Genomic DNA, 17,468 nt, shown 5'->3' with positions numbered 1-17,468 from the left:
GGCATCTCAAAAGCCGATTATGCGACTCTTGAGACACCCTCTTTGGAAGCGCCATTACCTCATACAACATTGACCTCCAGGAAAATCATGTAATGAAGAGTATATAGCAGTATGGATTAGCAGTACCGAGTAAAGGCAGGTTTTACCCCCCTTTCAGCCATTTGCTGCAAACGGATCGCTTCCTATATCTTAAAATATACATACATAATCGGAGGTTGTCATGACTACTAAATCTGCTACAAAAAAAGAAGCGGGTCAATCGCTCCCTCTGCCGGGACCCCAAGCGAAGGGCACCGTTTTTGCGCTTCTGATTGCGATCAGCTTCGTTCATCTGTTCAATGACTCGATTCAATCGGTCATTCCTGCGATCTTTCCGATCTTAAAAGAATCCATGAGCCTGAGCTACACGCAGATCGGCTGGATTTCATTCGCCATTAATTTTACAGCTTCGATCATGCAGCCGGTCATTGGCTTGTTTTCAGACAAGAGACCTACGCCCGCGATCCTTCCGATCGGCATGGGCTTTACGCTGACAGGCATGCTGCTGCTCGCCTATGCAGCCGATTATAAAGCGGTGCTGCTCGCGGTGATCTTCGTCGGTCTGGGATCAGCCGCCTTTCATCCGGAAGGCTCGCGAGTATCTCATATGGCGGCTGGACCACGTCGGGGGCTGGCTCAGTCCATTTTCCAGGTTGGCGGCAATGCGGGCCAGTCGCTGGCACCCATGCTTACGAGCTGGATTTTTATCCCGTTAGGACAATTTGGCGCCATCTGGTTCACAGGTATTGCTGCAGCCGGGATTGTGGTCCAGTCATTCATCGCCCGCTGGTATGGTAACGTCCTGCGCACAGAAGGCTATGCGCGCAAAAAAGCGGCAGCTCGCCGCATGAAGCCCGAAGTACGCAAACGCATTATGTTTGCCATGATTGTTCTCATTCTGCTGGTATTCGTGCGTTCGTGGTACTCTACCTCCGTCGGAAGCTACTATTCGTTTTACCTGATGGAAGTGTTTAAAATGCCACTGGCTGATGCACAGCTGTACATCTTCCTGTTCCTCGGAGCTGGTGCACTAGGCACCTTCTTTGGTGGCCCTCTGGCGGACCGTTTTGGTAAACGCAACATGATTTTCCTGTCCATGGTATTGGCCGCGCCTCTCGCACTATTGCTGCCTTATGCCAACCAATTCTGGACTGCTATCCTGTTGCCGATCATCGGATTTATTATGCTGTCGAGCTTTTCAATTACGGTCGTATATGCCCAAATGCTCGTACCCGGCAAAATCGGAACCGTCTCCGGTCTGATCACAGGCCTCGCTTTTGGCCTTGGTGGGGTAGGTGCGCTCGTGCTCGGGAACTGGATCGACAAAGTAGGCATCACGAATATCATGTTCCTGTGTGGCTTTTTGCCGCTGCTCGGGATTTTGACCTTTCTGCTTCCTACAGATAAAACCCTGAACCGCTGGGCCGAAGAAAATGGAGCCGGAGTGTAACAGGCAAGCGAAAGCTGCTACGTATATCACCATCTGCGAATTCGTGTGGCGGCCATCCCGGCCGCTTCACACCTTCGTAGTCGCATAACCTGAATCCCCAAGCAACCAAGATCATACTCTCTTGTATCCCAAATAATCCAGTCAGCTCTCTTTTTCCGCCAAACGCATCAGAATACGACGCTTTTTGTATAGCATTTTACCCGCCTCAGCTACGTCACGAATGGCGCGCCTCAATGGTTTTCAGCTCATGACGCAATAGATCCTGACTTTCACGATATGGTTCAGCCCGCTTCATAGAAGTACACGTCTCCTTTTTAACCATGCTTGTTTATGTATGGGTTATACATAAGTAAAGTGAGTTCAGGTTTCTCTTTTTGTACATTTTTTAAGTTTAGCTTGTATAACCCATGAGATGTTATAGTATGTTAAAAATTATACGGATCGGAGTGTAACCATGAATAAATCCACATACACCTCACAGGCTGCTTCTACCACTGACGTAGAGCTTGTTCCTTACCATTGTAAGCATGATGCCACTTTACATACGTTTTATCTGCCTGAGGAACAGCGACAGTTTACGGGAATGCCGGATGAAATGCTGGCACTGGCCAAGCAGGACCCGCACCGTCATCCTGTCGTCATTACGGCTAACGGAAGACCTGTTGGATTTTTCATTTTATACGATGGAGACGATCTGGCGGATTATACGAATACTTCCGAGTCTCTGCTGCTGCGTGCTTTCTCTATTCATTACGCAGATCAAGGACAAGGGTACGCTAAACATGGGCTGCTGCAGCTGCCCCAATTTATTCTCAAGCACTTTCCAGATGTTCGTGAAGTTGTACTGGGGGTCAATACCCGCAATCGGCCTGCTCAAAAGCTTTATCTCATGTGTGGCTTTCAAGATGAGGGGGACACCAGGATGGGGCTGCACGGATTGCAGCATATTTTGAAAATGAGTCTGCATCGCTAACCTCTATGCGCCCTCACCAAACAAAAAACTCTCGGTGCTAGCACCGGGAGTTTTTATCATTCGATTTCTCCTAACGAAAAGCTTAGCTTGTAATTACCGTACTGCGTCAATTCATCCAGCATGGTATTAAGCTCTGACTGTGACGACATGCGCAAGCGCATCCAGTAACAGCCCTCCCCACTAACCCGGTGAATTTCAACAATAGAGGGATGCTTCCGAGCAAAAGCCAGAAAAGCACTATGAACGGTTCCTGAATTCAAAAATACCGTAATAAAAGCATGAATGGTCTGCCCAATTTTTTCAGGATTCCAGCGTAGAGTATAGCCTTCGATGATGCCCGCGTCTTGCATTTTTCGAACACGCGCTCCTACCGCTTGACCCGTAAGATGAACGAGCAGACCAATCTCCTTGTGCGATAAAGAGCTATCTTCAATTAGGTGATGAAGAATGCGCAGGTCGATCTCATCGGGCACAAATAGTTCCATAGCCATTTTTCCTTTCATCGTGAAACGAGAATGCTTGTTTTCCTTTCAGCAGGCCATAGCCTGCATCTTTTACGTCAGATATGATTGTAACAGAAAGAACGAACTGCTGAATATATCCGGCTAAAAAATTCTTTCGATTATACAAAAGGAGCTGTCCATATATGAAAATCACACTGATCCGCAATGCAACCCTATGGCTGGAATATGGTGGGGTAAAATTTCTGATCGACCCGATGCTGAGCGAGCCTGGTGTAAATCCACCTGTTCCAAATACGGAGAATGAACGTCGCAATCCGCTAGTTCCTTTGCCTCCACAATGGGAAACGCTCGGACAGCCAGACGTTGTGATCGTTACGCATTTGCACCCGGATCATTGGGACCCTGCGGCTGTACAATGGCTGGACAAGCAAATTCCCGTCTTCTGTCAGCCCGGTAATGAAGAGCAAATTACTGCTGACGGTTTTACACAGGTGAATCCGATTTGGGTGGTTGGGTCTATGGGGGAAATTAAGATTATCCGCACAACCGGACATCACGGTACTGGAGAAATCGGGGAACAGATGGGCCAAGTATCAGGCTTTGTGTTTCAAGCTCCAGGTGAGCCTGTCGTCTATGTGGCCGGAGATACGATCTGGTGCAGTGAAGTCGCGGAAACACTCGACAAATACCGTCCTGACTGGACGATTGTGAATGCTGGAGGAGCACGATTTACGGTAGGTGACCCCATTATTATGACTGCCCAGGATGTGACGATGGTAGCGCAGCACGCCCCTTACACACAAATCGTGGCTATTCACATGGAAGCGATCAATCATTGTCTGCTATCTCGCTCCGAGCTTTCGGAACATATCAACCGTGAAGGTTTGAGGCAGCGTGTCCATATTCCGGCGGATGGAGCGACGATTTCAGGATAGTCACCGTTTGCGCCCATTTCGAATATATTGGGTTTCAAAACGCCTAAAGAAGGGATCAACAATGAATTTGCAATATCCTTATTACGGTACAGAAACCCAGTGTAAAGAAGTACCGATTACTTTTCCTCCCCAGCATCAATACAGACAGCCGGGATTCGAGTACCTGATGGTTCCACGCCCTATTTTTGATAATCCAAAATATATCGGCACGGGAAAGCTTCAGGATCGGGTAGCTATTATTAGCGGCGGTGACAGTGGTATTGGTCGTGCGGTTGCAGTGGCCTTTGCCAAAGAAGGGGCCGATCTGGTCATTGCCTATCTCGATGAACATCGGGATGCGATGGAAACCCGCGATGTGATTCACAGGCTTGGCAGACGCTGTTTGTTAATTCCGGGCGATCTGAGGCTAAAAAGCAACTGCTGCCTGGTTGTCCAAAAAACGATGGAAAACTTCGGCCGTATTGACATCCTCATTAATAACATGGGTGTTCAGTTTGTGCGCGAATCATATCTGGACATCAGCGAGCAGCAGCTTCGTGATACGTTTGACACAAACATTATTTCCTTCTTTCATATGACCACAGAAGCACTGCCATATATGCGGGCTGGAGCCAGCATTGTCAATACGGCTTCGGTTACAGCGTATGTCGGGCAAAAGAATCTGATCGACTATGCATCCACCAAAGGTGCGATTGTGAGTTTTACCCGCGCTCTGGCTAATCATCTGGTCGATCAGGGCATTCGCGTGAACGCCGTTGCTCCCGGTCCGATCTGGACTCCGCTGAATGCCGCCACACAATCACCGGAAGCGATTCGCACCTTCGGCACCAATACACCGATGAAGCGTGCCGGGCAGCCTTATGAGTTGGCCCCCGCTTATGTGCTGCTGGCTTCGGATGACGGCTCCTTTATTACTGGCCAAACGCTGCATGTCAATGGCGGACAAATGGTAACGACCTAAACAAGGAACCTCCAGCATCCACATTTCGAGTGGGACTGGAGGTTCCTTTTATCTGTTTACATATGAGCTTTAGCGATAGCCAGACATGGAACGCTAAGCCGATCTTTTGTTTTTGTTGTAAATATCGAAGGCAACCGCCAACAGCAGCACCAAGCCCTTGATCCCTTGCTGCCAGTCAATACCCAGACCGATCAGGGACATGCCGTTATTCAGTACGCCCATCACCAGACCCCCGATAATCGCTCCAAAAACGGTTCCGATCCCGCCGGATGCCGAAGCACCGCCGATAAAGCAAGCTGCGATGGCATCCAGCTCAAAGTTCGTACCTGCTCTTGGCGTAGCCGCATTCAGACGTGCAGCGAAGATCAGACCGGAAATGGCGGCCAGCACGCCCATGTTCACGAATACCCAAAACGTTACTTTTTTCGTTTTGACACCGGACAGACCCGCTGCCTTTTCATTCCCACCCAGCGCATACACATGACGACCCATAACCGTACGATTCATCACGAAAGAGTAGACGACAATCAGAATGAACAGCAATACGAGAATGTTCGGAATTCCCGCATAGCTTGCGAGCATAAAGGTGAACAGATTGATGATAGCAGCCACCACAATCAGCTTGAGTACAAATAAAGTCTGTGACGGAACCTCAAAACCGTATTTAAGCTGGGAACGGCGCTCGCGAAACTCATTAACGATAAACCAAACCGTGAGCGCGATGCCGATAATGATGGATACCAGATTATAACCGGAGGATGCAAAATCCGGCAGGAAGCCTGAACTGATTTTTTGGAAGCCTCCCGGAAAAGGAGAGATGGATTGGCCTTCCAACACAATCATCGTTAATCCGCGAAAGAGCAGCATCCCCGCCAATGTTACGATAAATGCCGGAATCCGTACATAAGCGACCCAAAACCCTTGCCATGCGCCAATTAACGCCCCGACCAGCAAAGATGCAATCACAGCGATCCACGCTGGAAGCTGCCAATCGACCATCATAATGGCTGAAACCGCGCCAACAAAAGCGGCTATTGAGCCGACAGACAAATCAATATGCCCCGTGATGATAACCAGCACCATCCCGATGGCCAGCACAAAAATGTAGCTATTTTGCAGAATCAGATTCGTAATATTAATCGGCTTCAACAGCAGGCCGCCTGTCAGCACCTCGAACAGGATCATAATCACGACCAGCGCAATCATCATGCCATACTGGCGGATGTTATTTTTAAATAATTTAGTTATGGTTTCCATGCTTCACGCCCCCTGACTTGGTCATATATCTCATCAACGTCTCCTGCGACGCGTCTTCACGGCTAACCTCTCCGGTGATTCGCCCGGCATTCATGACGTAAATCCGGTCACACAAGCCCAGTACCTCTGGCAGCTCGGATGAAATGACCAGCACGCCCTTGCCTTCAGCGGCAAGCCGGTGAATAATTGTGTAAATTTCATATTTGGCACCCACATCAATGCCGCGTGTCGGCTCATCAAGGATCAGAATATCCGGCCCGGCAAAAATCCATTTGCTAAGTACCACCTTCTGCTGATTGCCACCACTCAGATTGCCCGTTTTCTGTAAAATGCTCGGCGCTTTGATGTTCATGCTTTTTTTCATATCCTCGGCAACGACGACTTCCTCCTGCTCATTGACGACAGCGCCCTTCGTCAGCTTGTTCAGGCCGGTCAGCGAAATATTGCGCTTGATATCATCCATCAGAATGAGGCCGTACTCCTTGCGATCCTCCGTCACATAGGCGAATCCGTTGTTAATCGCGTCCGTAACCGTGTTATTCTGGATCGGCTTGCCGTCTTTAATCAGTTGACCGGAAATGTTGCGTCCGTACGACTTGCCAAAAATGCTCATCGCCAGCTCCGTCCGTCCTGCCCCCATTAATCCGGCAATACCGACAATTTCACCACGCCGGATGTTCAAATTCACCTGATCCAGCACCTTGCGTTCCGCATGATGCTCGTGATAGACCGTCCAATCCTTTACTTCCAAAATGACTTTGCCAATTTCAGCATGTCGCTCTGGATAACGGCTGGTCAGATCGCGTCCAACCATCCCGCTAATAATCCGGTCCTCGGTGACCTCATCCTTTTTCATATCCAGCGTCTCAATCGTCTTCCCGTCCCGCAAAATCGTAATCGAATCCGACACCTTAGCGACCTCATTCAGCTTGTGGGAGATGAGAATGCAGGAAATGCCCTGTCTTTTAAATTCCAGCATCAAATTAAGCAGATTTTCACTATCATCCTCATTCAACGCCGCTGTCGGTTCATCGAGAATAAGCAGCTTTACCTTTTTAGAGAGCGCTTTCGCAATTTCGACCAGTTGCTGCTTCCCGACCCCGATATTCGTAACCAAGGTATTCGGATTCTCACTCAAACCGACCTTGGACAGCAGCTCGCGTGTGCCGACAAAAGTCTCTTTCCAATCAATCACGCCGCCGCTGGCGCGTTCGTTGCCGAGATAAATATTTTCCGCAATCGAGAGATACGGGATGAGCGCTAGCTCCTGATGAATAATGACGATCCCCAATTCCTCGCTTTGCTTGATATCCTTGAATTCACACGTTTTTCCCTGGAAAACAATATCCCCATCGTAGGTTCCATGCGGATATACACCGCTCAGTACCTTCATCAGCGTCGATTTGCCAGCACCGTTCTCACCGCACAGGGAATGAATTTCGCCTTCCTTGACCTTGAGATTTACATTTTCCAATGCCTTCACGCCAGGAAAGGTTTTGGTAATTCCCTTCATTTCCAATATGATTCCAGTCATGGGATACACTCCTTTCGCTTTAGATGGCCTGCTCTTATTTCAGTCCAATTTGCTCTTTGGTGTAATAATGGCTGCCGACAATATCCTTTTCGACATTCGTACGATCCACCGAGATTGAATCAAGCAAATAAGCAGGAACTACCTTTTTCCCATTGTTATATGATTTAGTGTCATTCACTTCTGCTTGCTTGCCCTGTAAAATGCTGTTGGCCATCACAACCGTCTGCTCTGCCAGCTTGCGAGTATCCTTGAATATGGTTTGCGTCTGCTCTCCGGCCACAATCGACTTGATCGAAGCCAGCTCCGCATCCTGCCCTGTAATGATCGGCAGCGGTTTGTTCGCTGATCCGTAGCCAACCCCTTTGAGGGATGAAATGATACCGATGCTAATTCCGTCATAAGGAGATAACACCGCATCCAGATTGGCTCCCGAATAGTAGGCACTCAGCAGATTATCCATCCGCGACTGGGCCAAGGCTCCGTCCCATCGCAGCGTAGCGATCTGCGCCATCGTCATTTGCTTGCTGCGTACGACTAATTTGCCTGAATCAATGTACGGCTTGAGAACCGACATCGCGCCGTTAAAGAAGAAATAGGCGTTATTGTCATCCGGCGAACCACCGAACAGCTCTATATTGAAGGGGCCTTTGCCTTCCTTAAGTCCCAGCTTCTGCTCAATATACGCCGCCTGCAGCACACCCACTTTAAAGTTGTCGAAGGTTGCATAGTACGTCAGATACGGCGTGTTCCGAATCAGACGGTCATAGGAAATCACCTGAATCCCCCGGTCATGTGCCTTCTGGATAACGTCCGTCAGCGTGTTTCCGTCCACTGAAGCAATGACCATGACATTGACACCCTTGGTGATCATGTTTTCGATTTGAGAGATTTGGTTTTCCACCACGTCCTCCGCATACTGTAAATCCGTTTTATAGCCTTGCTCCTGAAACAGCCGGACCATATTCTCCCCGTCTCCTACCCAACGCTCGGACGATTTGGTCGGCATGGAAATACCCACATAGCCCTTTTCCTTGCTGCCCGTTCCACTCTCCGCCAAATTACAGGCCGAAAGCATTAAGGCTAAAACCAGAAGCCATATAGCGACAGCTCCTTTTTTCATGTGAAGCTCCCCTTTCCTCATGTGATGCGGGTCATTTTGAAGGTAAGTGCTGATTAGAGTAGAGATTAGATAGCGCTTACAATGGAGCGGCGACGAACGCCTCTCCTTTTCTTATGTGCAACCACATGGTATCATTCCAGCCCGGGAAAGGTCTTTGCTGGTTTTGAACCTTTTTTATAAAATTTTAACCTTTGTGTGGGATGAGAAGGGATGGATTGGTTAGGGTAGACCATGGTATGGTATGGAATGCAGGCAAATAAAAGAGCTTTACCAGGTTAGATCTGGTAAAGCTCCTTTATTCCTTCCTTTTCTATTTTATCTTAATGACAAAGTGACTTCTTCAGTTGACCGAATCCGGCCGATTCTCGGAAAGATGTATTTACAAACATAATCGTGCTCCTCGTTCGTTGAAGCTGTCATGGCATCCTCCACAAAAATCTGATGATATCCATGCTGGTAAGCCTCTCTTGCTGTAGTATCCACGCCAATGGAGGTAGAAATACCACACAGTACAATGGTGTCAATTCCACGACGCCGCAACTGCAAGTCAAGATCAGTACCAAAAAATGCTCCCCATTGACGCTTGGTGATGATATGGGCATTTGGGGTGTCGGCTATTTCAGGAACCAGACGATCCCAGCCTTCAGGCCATTGCATCTGATTCATTTCCATATCTGTATTTGGCTTTAACATATCCTTCCCATCCACCGACGAAACTCGCACCAAAACTACAAATGCGCCTTTCTGTGCGAAGGCTTCAATTAATTTGCTTGCTTTCTGAACAACCTGCTCCCCCGTATAAGGGGCTAGCAAACGACTGCTGTTTGCGATCCCGGTTTGCAAGTCTATAACTACCAGTGCCGTCTTTTCTGCGTTTAGCTTTTCCGCCTCCGTTGATTTTACATGTTCCATATTTGTTTTCTCCCTTCATCTAGTCTGCATTTTGGCCTAACGCCAATTCATGGTTATTAAGCTTTTGATATACTTTAAAATAAACCCAGACCGCACTGACCAGTAACAACACACTTGTAATCCAAAATACAGCTCGGATCCCAAACCAGGCTGCCACCTGCCCGCCTAAAATAGAGCCTGCGAATACGCCCAAATACCCTGCCGACATGTTAAAACCAAAAACTCTGCCTGTCAGAGCATCCGGTGTAATCTTTTTGATCAGGATATTAACGGAGGGAATCAAGCCGGCCGCTGCTATTCCAAATAAAAATCGAAAACCTATAAACTGCCAGCTATTTTGTGCCAGGGCTTGCGGGATAAAAATGAGTCCTGCCACTATAAGGGCTGCTAATATCACTTTATGTGCCCCTATTTGGTCAGAGAGCTTTCCAAGTCTTGGTGCTGAAATGATATTCGCCAGTCCTGATGCCGAAAAGGCCAATCCAGCTAGCAAAGCAATATGACCGGTATTACCAGATAATTCTGTTATATACACGGTTATAATAGGTTCTACCGAATATAAGGCCACTGTTAATACAAAAAAAGTGACGAACATCGTAAGCGTCAAACTCTTTTCAGGAACAATGCGCCATGTTTCCTTAATACCAAGCGTTTTTTGGTGCTCACGGACAAACGTTTCCTTTACAAATAAAAGGGTAGTCAAAAAGGCAACCAGCAGCAGCACACCTGTGATAAAAAATGAATCTTGTAATCCAAAGTGCTCCGCTACAAATCCGCCGATCGTAGGTCCAAGCAAAGAACCGGCAATATTGGCAGTTGAAAGTGTACCCAAGGCCCAACCTGCGTGCTCCTTGTCCGTCTGGGTTGCAATCAACGTGGTACAAGCTGTGCCATAGCCGGTAATAGCACCCTGCAATATTCGAAGCCCGATCAATACATATACATTGTGTGCAAAGCCCATGCAGCCTATGACTACAGCCATCCCAAGACTTGCCCGCAATAGCATAGGCTTGCGCCCGAACCTGTCAGCGGCCTGCCCCCAAATGGGTGAGAAAACAGCTGAAACGATATAGGTAATCCCAAACGCAATTCCGGAAAGTTGTGCAATTAAGGCTGTATTATGAACTCCCAGCTGCTCGATATAAAGCGGCAATATCGGTGCAACCTGGCTCATTCCAACCCCGGTTACAAACATTCCGAACCAGCAAACGATTAAATTCCGTCTCCACATCGGCATGAATAAAGCCCCCCCCCTCTGCCATATGCAAGTGTCCTTGTACAACAATCATGAACAATAACACCCTTATATTAGCTTGCAGTTTGGCCTTATACCATGCACAATATTAAACTCCATGGACATTTTTGCTGTAATATTCTGACGGGCTTATCCCTTCCATTCTTTTAAATAATCTGCTGAAATAAAATTCATCCGTAAATCCAAGCGCCTGTGCCACTTCCTTTACTTTTTTATCTCCTTCAATCAGCAGTTCTTTGGCTTTATCTATTTTAATCTTATTAAAAAATTCAATGACAGCATACCCTGTCGTATCCTTAAAAGTCCGGGACAGATAAGTAGGTGATAATTGTACCATCTCCGACAATTCGGTTAAGGTAATCTTACTGCTTACATGCTGATGCATATATTGGATGATTTTTTCCATTTTTCGAGAATTGGAGCCACTCCACTGTTGCTTTCTTACGCTTTGAAAAATGGCAATCCCTAATTGCTGAAGCAAGGTTCTGCTCATGAGTTCGTACCCTGGAAGCTTTCCATCCCAGCAGTCCACTAATTTATGAAAAAGATCCTGGACAGAATAAGCATCCTTTAATTCTTGGGCAGCATGCAGGGGAAGCATTCGAGGCTCGTCTGTAATGTCCCATTGGCCATCATTGAAATTCACTTGCGCATAGCTAAAATGTACGGTTAGGAAACAGGGAGGATCCTTCGTATCCGGGTCCAAAGAATGCATTACACCCGGGCTAATGTAGAACAGCATTCCTTGTTTGAGCGGATAGGTTTTCCCCCCGATGACGATATTACCCGCCCCTTCGGTAACAAGGACGAACTCATGATGCGAGAGGGTTCTCGTGAACTTTCTCGGGTATCTTCCAGTTTCTTTGAATTTACTGCTATTGCAGTAGTGAATGTGAAAGAAAAGCTTATTGATATTCATCGACGTCAATTAAAAACACCCGCTCCTGAAAGCCACCTCGTGCCTCGGCTTTGTCTGCTCTTAGCTTGTCCAGTTTTACCGCATTCGCTCCATGTACTTCTGCCAGCGCCTGGATGACTTCCAGCAGATCCGCTAATTCTTCCAGCGCATCCTGATCCTTTTCCGTTTCAAAATATTCCTCCGCTTCTTCACGAAGCTTTGTTCGAAGCGCCTGTTTATATTCCGCTGGGTCCAAAATGCGCGTGCTGCATTCCTTGCCCTGAGCTGTAATCAGGTGAGGAATCTTATCACGCACCAGCTTGTTATATGTACGCATATGAAATGCACCCTTTCTGCTGTGGAGCTTTTAAGCCGTGGCCGATATCTCCCTTCTCGCCATTATATCACTGGAGGAGATAGGAGCAGCAATAATCAACAACGATTTAATTGAGTGGTTTTTCTTTAAAAATAGATAGATACTGCTCGGTTGGACGAGCTACCATTCTTCGTGATAGACGCTTTAAAATATGGTCTGTTTTATTAAGCAGCAAGTCTACTTCCTCCGGCTTCATCGTCTCCCTGGATGCCTCATCCTCTCCGGAAACGAGATAATGCACGGTACCCATAAACAGCACCATATCTAAACACGGCTCAGCATCCGTGCGAATCAATCTAAGCAAATCATTCATGGATAAGCTAATGGATAAAGGAATGATTTGATTTCGATGAACATACATAGCCTTCCCCATAGAAAACATCGCTCGATCACAAAGAATGAGGCAGTTATAAAGCTGCATATGGTTGCCATGAGCTGGGCAAGCTTCATCTGATATTGGGCAAGCTTTTGAAAATCCAACACGCAATTCAGTACGTTGGATTCGCTATAGGTGTGGAATGTGTAATCTGAATCACTGTGTAAGCGTGAGCATAAGGAGTAATTTTTCATGGGGAACCAACTCCTGAATGAAATATTCACAAACAATATGAGTACGTACTACAATTCTAAACCATAAAAATGTATAATTTTCTATCTATCGGTAAATATTCATAACAAATATTACTACATAGTAGTTTTAAAATCAATTTACTTACTACAAGTCATTAATTACATGTAATACTTTCTCTACACTTCTAACTAGAGGGTTTTGCAAAAATCCAATGCTTCAATAAACAATATCTAAGATCGAAGTAGTCTAGTTCGTCAATATATTGCGCTTTGGAGCGACTGGAATCGAATTTTGTAAAATCCTTACTAAAGAGAGGTGTAACCATGTCTGAACTTCTGGAATTAGTCGGTACACGCATTCGCGATATTCGGAAATCCAAAGGGCTTTCTCAGGAAGCTTTAGCCGAAAAAGCAGGCTTCAATTCGAGTTATATCGGTTTTGTCGAGCGTGCGGAGAGAAATATATCCTTGAAAAATTTGGAGAAAATAGCTAAGGCATTGAACGTGAGCGTCAATCAATTACTTACATATGTGAAGGAAAATGATGAGCTTACCGAAGAAGATTTGAGTATCAAACATATTTTGTCCCTGCTGAGAACGCGCGAAGCCAAAGATACGGAAATGGCCTTAAAAGTTCTTACGGACATATTTATAAGATTCGATGAACGATGAATACTAAAGGGAAGTAAGATAAAAAGGGCGTATCTTTGATACTATCTTTTCATGACACCTTAAGATAGTTGATAATTGTGGATAAAAAAAGCCCCCACTATTGAACTTACCCCTGTCAAATAGACAGTAAAGAAAATGCTCTTAAATTAAGCAGCTTGAGTCCGGTATTCAATCGGGCTCTTGTTGTTCAAGTTAAGCTGGATGCGTTCCTGGTTGTAAAAACGAATGTAGGGAATGAATCGCTTGAGTAAGGTCTTCTACAGACCCGAATTTTTGAATGTTCAGGCATTCGGCTTTGAGATGCCCAAAGAAATTTTCCATACAAGCATTGTCCAGACAATTGCCCCGTCTGGACATGCTACGAATCATCCTGTATTCTTGAAGTACGTTTTTGTATTTGTGGGAGGTATACTGGAATCCTTGATCACTATGAATCAAGGTACCGGTTACCCCCTCTTTTTTATGGCTTGGTCCAGGGTATTCAAGACGAGATCCAGATCGTTACGATGACTGATTTGGTACGCTACAATCTCCTTACTGTACAGATCTTTAATCGCTGAGAGGTACAGGAATGTCCCTCGATAAGGAAGATAAGTGATATCGGTCACCCACTTCTGATTGGGACGCTCTGCCGTAAACTTCCGGTTCAACGTATTCTCCGCCTTATTCCCTTCACAGACAGGTTTAAAGAAGCGTTTCTTTCTGCGTATCCGGGATTGTTAACCCGCTTGCTTCAACAGTCGGTAGACCCGCTTGTGATTCACCTTGCAGGCGTACTGACGACGAAGCCAAGCCGTCATTCGTGGATAACCATAGATCCCTTTCACGGCGTGGTAGCCCTCCTTCAACCAATCCAAGATCTGTTCGTCTTCTTGTTGCTTCCTTGATTTTTCCGGAGAACGACGCAACCATTTATAGTAACCACTTCGAGACACGTGAGCCAATCTGCATAAATGCTGGATCGGGTATTCTTGGGATAGGCATTGAATCGTTTGATATACAGCGACATAGGTTTGATGGTTGCTCACCTCCTTTGGAATTCCCGCAGCTTTTTTAAGAATGCATTCTCCATTCGAAGTCTTGCGACTTCCTCCTCCAGACTCAATTCTTTCGTCCGGGGACGTCCTTTTCCTGCACCGGTTTTGCCTCCTCTACGCTCGCTGAGGGCTGTAATCCCTTCTTCCCGAAAGGCATGAACCCAGCGCCGAATCATCTTCGCATCCAGATTCAAATTTTTGGATAGTTGATAGGATGTTTTTCCCTCTTCCAAGTACATTTTCACAATTTCCAACTTGAATTCCTGACTATATGTCTTTTTAATTTTCCCCATGAAAAAATCCCTCCTGAGTATATACAGTAAGGGGCTTATTCCTAACTGTCTACTCAAAAGGGATAATAACACTTTGGGGCTTTTTTTAATCTAACTACTTCGCCCTTAAGATATAGTTAGAACTTTTTTCACGCCTGTTGAATAACCACAAAATGGTAGAAAAAAGATCGTCTTTTCTGTAGAATCGTTGGTACCATCCAAACGAATCCGAAAGAAGACGATCTCATGAAAAATTCTATCACGATTACATCTATCCTTCAATCCATGCTGACTCCTGAAGAAGTTCAAAGGGTTGTGAAGTTAATAGGTTATGAAGACAAAGCCCGCAAGTTTACGGTGTACCATTTACTCCAATACTGGTGCATGGCTGCGTTGGAACAATGGGGTAGCTATCGATCCAGCGTAGATTATGCGGCTCTCTGTGGCTTGCCTGTCGTCCACTACTCACGCTTTTCAACCAAAGCCGCCGAAGTCCCGTTTTCCGTATTTAAGGAACTTTTCCATCTACTTGTTTGCAAATGTAACCGGGAAGCACGTCGGAAACTGACTTTCCCAAAAGAATTATTACTCATCGATTCAACCACGATGACGGTGGGAAAAACGCGTTTGCCTTGGGCTCCTTATCACGGGGAGCGTGCAGGTATTAAACTTCATGTCGCTTTACGAGCAGAAAATGGGCAACCCCTTCAGGTGGTCGAAACGCTGGGCTCCAAGCATGATGGCCCCATGAGTGAAGCGTTGGCTCAACCGGACTACATTTTGGTGATGGACCGTGCTTATGGGAAACTGGAGCGTCTGGATCACTTCAAAACCCATGGACAATCGTTTGTCATTCGGCTTCGCGACAACGTCCATTTGGAAAAGCCTCATGCGCTACGCCGCCTTACGAAGCCAGATTCATCCGTCATTCGGGATATCACTTGCCAGTTGGGAACCCCTCAGTGTCGTTCCACACAACGTCATCGTGTGGTGATGTTTCGGGATTTTGAAGGTCGGGAAATTCGGGTGGTTACCGATTTAATGCAGGTGACCGCAGAACAAATCGCACAGATCTATAAGGCTCGATGGCAGATTGAAGTCTTCTTTCGTTGGATCAAGCAACATTTGAATATCCCAACGCTGTTTGGTACGACTGAAAATGCGGTCTATGGGCAATTATTCTGTGCTCTAATCGTCTATGTCCTGCTCAATTGGCTATTTGTTGCTGCTCAGACTTCATGGCCCCAACATGCCGTTCTTTCCTTTGTGCGATTTTCTCGTCTATTTCTTCTTCAAAACTTACCTGTTGAATGGCTGATTCAGATTCAGCGCGTTCTTCTTCAGTGCACCTCTTGTTTCATGAATTGAGTTACTTATTTTGGTTATTCAACAGGCGTGAACTTTTTTATTATTATAGTTCATCTAATTGTATTTTGAACCAAAACGCTAATTTCTCTGCCATAAGAGGAGGCACTGCATTTCCTATTTGAACGAAATTTGCAGTTCTAGGACCTTCAAAAAAATAATTATCAGGAAAAGATTGAATTCTCGCAGCTTCACGGACAGTAATCGATCTATTTTGCTTAATATCAGGATGAATGTAATGATGTCCATCTTTTGAAATGTGTGCAACGATAGTATGAGAATATTTTTCATTACCTGCAATAACCTTAAAGCGATCAAGAAATGAAGTTAAATTTTGGTGAGTAATAAGTTTTTTTGGTAAATCAGTATACTTAATACGCATTTCTTCTTCGTTCCACTTTTCAACGACAACCTTGTAAATATCTAAATCTCTTTGGGTATGTGATCTAGCAATATGATGAGTTACAATATCATCATCATCTCTAATTTTCATGTTTTTTAGTAATAGACTATTAGGCAATCGATACCCTATTCCTCTATGAGCTATACCTGAAGAAATAGGTGGAAGGTCGATTAGTAAATCATTAACAATATGATCTGTATCCTGCACCGGAATTTCAGGATATCTAAATTCCAAATCTTTTCTCCAACCGACAATAATAATTCTCTTTCTGTTCTGCAGTATCCCAAAATCTTTGGCATTTAATTGTCTAGCTTCAATATTGTATCCTACTCGCTTCATATACGCCTGAAGATTTTTGAATAATGTTCCTTTGAATGCCGTTAATATGCCGGGAACATTTTCAAAAACAAATGCTTTTGGTTGATATCTGGTCAAGAAACGAACATAAAGTTTATAGAGGTAGTTTCTAGGATCATCTTCCATGCTATTTTCATCTCTGGCTCTTCCTACCAATGAATAAGCTTGGCATGGCGGCCCACCTATAATGACATCAATCTGATTATCTGGTAAATGAACCAACCTTTCATCAATTCGTTGGAAGATTAACGGAAGCGTATTTTCAGAAATTTCAATATTCATTATTGGTTCCAATTGATTTACCGGAACAGCTTCTAAAAGTTCAGTTCTCCTTTGCTCTCTTTCTATTGCAGGTGAATTATAAGTTGATTGATAATTTCTATAAAAGTGTAACGCATTATTTCTTTTTAAATAATAATAAATAGACCTTGTTTCTAAAGTCTTACAAGCATATGCATCTCGTTCAATATGTGCAATGGGTTGAAAACCAGCCCTTAAAAATCCTTCCGAAAGTCCCCCCGCCCCTGCAAATAAATCCAAAAAGTTCATAATATTGCTCCCTTGCTTAGGCTCAAATAAAAATTCTAGAAAAATCATACCAGGTTAATGCAACATTGT

21 protein-coding genes and 1 pseudogene are annotated in these 17,468 nt (G+C 45.4%); 6 read left to right on the top strand and 16 right to left on the bottom strand.

What is annotated here, in order from left to right; translation table 11 throughout:
• The first annotated feature begins 220 nt into the window (after positions 1-220).
• Complete coding sequence (locus GCU48_RS16350; RefSeq protein ID WP_152380710.1) at positions 221-1,489, top strand: MFS transporter; 1,269 nt, start codon at positions 221-223, stop codon at positions 1,487-1,489.
• 141 nt (positions 1,490-1,630) lie between these two features.
• Here GCU48_RS16350 and GCU48_RS28890 read toward each other — a convergent pair.
• Positions 1,631-1,720, bottom strand: a pseudogene (locus GCU48_RS28890) (EcsC family protein); the annotation flags it as partial.
• Between the two features lie 223 nt (positions 1,721-1,943).
• Between GCU48_RS28890 and GCU48_RS16340 the strand changes: the two are divergent.
• Complete coding sequence (locus GCU48_RS16340; protein WP_152380709.1) at positions 1,944-2,462, top strand: GNAT family N-acetyltransferase; 519 nt, start codon at positions 1,944-1,946, stop codon at positions 2,460-2,462.
• 56 nt (positions 2,463-2,518) lie between these two features.
• On the opposite strand, the gene GCU48_RS16335 is transcribed toward GCU48_RS16340, so the two are convergent.
• Positions 2,519-2,947 (bottom strand): Lrp/AsnC family transcriptional regulator, encoded by a 429-nt coding sequence (locus GCU48_RS16335; RefSeq protein ID WP_025716259.1) that lies wholly within the window; start codon positions 2,945-2,947, stop codon positions 2,519-2,521.
• A 161-nt stretch (positions 2,948-3,108) separates the two neighbouring features.
• Here GCU48_RS16335 and GCU48_RS16325 point away from each other — a divergent pair, with 161 nt between their 5' ends.
• Together GCU48_RS16325 and GCU48_RS16320 are read left to right on the top strand one after the other, a co-directional pair.
• Positions 3,109-3,861, top strand: a complete 753-nt coding sequence (locus tag GCU48_RS16325; protein ID WP_152380708.1) for an MBL fold metallo-hydrolase — start codon at positions 3,109-3,111, stop codon at positions 3,859-3,861.
• Between the two features lie 61 nt (positions 3,862-3,922).
• A complete protein-coding gene (locus GCU48_RS16320) occupies positions 3,923-4,822 on the top strand; it encodes an SDR family oxidoreductase (protein WP_152380707.1) in 900 nt (299 codons plus the stop codon).
• A 93-nt stretch (positions 4,823-4,915) separates the two neighbouring features.
• Here the strand turns inward: GCU48_RS16320 and mmsB are convergent, their stop codons facing one another.
• The 8 genes from mmsB to GCU48_RS28100 form a co-directional block, all read right to left on the bottom strand.
• The gene (gene mmsB / locus GCU48_RS16315) at positions 4,916-6,079 is read right to left on the bottom strand and encodes a multiple monosaccharide ABC transporter permease (protein ID WP_152380706.1); all 1,164 of its coding nucleotides are present in this window, start codon (positions 6,077-6,079) and stop codon (positions 4,916-4,918) included.
• Complete coding sequence (mmsA, locus tag GCU48_RS16310; protein WP_152380705.1) at positions 6,063-7,613, bottom strand: multiple monosaccharide ABC transporter ATP-binding protein; 1,551 nt, start codon at positions 7,611-7,613, stop codon at positions 6,063-6,065. Before mmsA ends, mmsB begins: the two co-directional genes overlap by 17 nt.
• Positions 7,614-7,647: 34 nt before the next feature.
• Positions 7,648-8,733 (bottom strand): multiple monosaccharide ABC transporter substrate-binding protein, encoded by a 1,086-nt coding sequence (gene chvE, locus GCU48_RS16305; RefSeq protein ID WP_152380704.1) that lies wholly within the window; start codon positions 8,731-8,733, stop codon positions 7,648-7,650.
• Positions 8,734-9,048: 315 nt separating this feature from the next.
• Positions 9,049-9,645 carry a hydrolase gene (locus tag GCU48_RS16300; RefSeq protein WP_152380703.1) on the bottom strand — a complete coding sequence of 199 codons (597 nt, stop codon included), beginning with the start codon at positions 9,643-9,645 and terminating at the stop codon, positions 9,049-9,051.
• Positions 9,646-9,664: 19 nt separating this feature from the next.
• Entirely contained in the window at positions 9,665-10,882 is a 1,218-nt protein-coding gene (locus GCU48_RS16295) for a multidrug efflux MFS transporter (protein WP_152380702.1), read from the bottom strand.
• A 106-nt stretch (positions 10,883-10,988) separates the two neighbouring features.
• Positions 10,989-11,819 (bottom strand): AraC family transcriptional regulator, encoded by an 831-nt coding sequence (locus tag GCU48_RS16290; RefSeq protein ID WP_152382184.1) that lies wholly within the window; start codon positions 11,817-11,819, stop codon positions 10,989-10,991.
• Positions 11,806-12,135, bottom strand: a complete 330-nt coding sequence (locus tag GCU48_RS16285; RefSeq protein ID WP_152380701.1) for a nucleoside triphosphate pyrophosphohydrolase — start codon at positions 12,133-12,135, stop codon at positions 11,806-11,808. Before GCU48_RS16285 ends, GCU48_RS16290 begins: the two co-directional genes overlap by 14 nt.
• A 106-nt stretch (positions 12,136-12,241) precedes the next feature.
• Entirely contained in the window at positions 12,242-12,535 is a 294-nt protein-coding gene (locus GCU48_RS28100; RefSeq protein WP_244315731.1) for a hypothetical protein, read from the bottom strand.
• 533 nt (positions 12,536-13,068) lie between these two features.
• Here GCU48_RS28100 and GCU48_RS16275 point away from each other — a divergent pair.
• Positions 13,069-13,416, top strand: coding sequence for a helix-turn-helix domain-containing protein (locus GCU48_RS16275; protein WP_152380700.1), 348 nt, complete (start codon positions 13,069-13,071; stop codon positions 13,414-13,416).
• A 146-nt stretch (positions 13,417-13,562) separates the two neighbouring features.
• Here the strand turns inward: GCU48_RS16275 and GCU48_RS29280 are convergent, their stop codons facing one another.
• The 5 genes from GCU48_RS29280 to GCU48_RS16250 all read right to left on the bottom strand — a co-directional run bounded on the left by GCU48_RS29280 (position 13,563) and on the right by GCU48_RS16250 (position 14,746).
• Entirely contained in the window at positions 13,563-13,619 is a 57-nt protein-coding gene (locus GCU48_RS29280) for a hypothetical protein (protein WP_425280873.1), read from the bottom strand.
• Positions 13,609-13,737, bottom strand: a complete 129-nt coding sequence (locus GCU48_RS29275; RefSeq protein WP_425280872.1) for an IS3 family transposase — start codon at positions 13,735-13,737, stop codon at positions 13,609-13,611. Before GCU48_RS29275 ends, GCU48_RS29280 begins: the two co-directional genes overlap by 11 nt.
• 125 nt (positions 13,738-13,862) lie before the next feature.
• Positions 13,863-14,066: a DDE-type integrase/transposase/recombinase gene (locus GCU48_RS16260; protein WP_167518711.1), complete on the bottom strand. Its 204-nt coding sequence runs from the start codon at positions 14,064-14,066 to the stop codon at positions 13,863-13,865.
• Between the two features lie 69 nt (positions 14,067-14,135).
• A complete protein-coding gene (locus GCU48_RS16255) occupies positions 14,136-14,444 on the bottom strand; it encodes an IS3 family transposase (RefSeq protein ID WP_167518710.1) in 309 nt (102 codons plus the stop codon).
• Positions 14,441-14,746, bottom strand: coding sequence for a transposase (locus GCU48_RS16250; protein WP_152380696.1), 306 nt, complete (start codon positions 14,744-14,746; stop codon positions 14,441-14,443). Before GCU48_RS16250 ends, GCU48_RS16255 begins: the two co-directional genes overlap by 4 nt.
• 225 nt (positions 14,747-14,971) lie before the next feature.
• Between GCU48_RS16250 and GCU48_RS16245 the strand changes: the two genes are divergently transcribed.
• Positions 14,972-16,093: an IS4 family transposase gene (locus GCU48_RS16245; protein WP_152380695.1), complete on the top strand. Its 1,122-nt coding sequence runs from the start codon at positions 14,972-14,974 to the stop codon at positions 16,091-16,093.
• A gap of 43 nt (positions 16,094-16,136) precedes the next feature.
• Here GCU48_RS16245 and GCU48_RS16240 read toward each other — a convergent pair whose 3' ends face one another.
• Positions 16,137-17,399 carry a DNA cytosine methyltransferase gene (locus GCU48_RS16240; protein WP_152380694.1) on the bottom strand — a complete coding sequence of 421 codons (1,263 nt, stop codon included), beginning with the start codon at positions 17,397-17,399 and terminating at the stop codon, positions 16,137-16,139.
• Positions 17,400-17,468: the final 69 nt, after the last annotated feature.

Origin of the sequence: Paenibacillus brasilensis, assembly GCF_009363115.1 — a bacterium.
GTDB lineage: Bacteria > Bacillota > Bacilli > Paenibacillales > Paenibacillaceae > Paenibacillus > Paenibacillus brasilensis.
The sequence above is the reverse complement of the archived record's forward strand: the minus strand, read 5'-3'. Positions and strand labels throughout refer to the sequence as shown.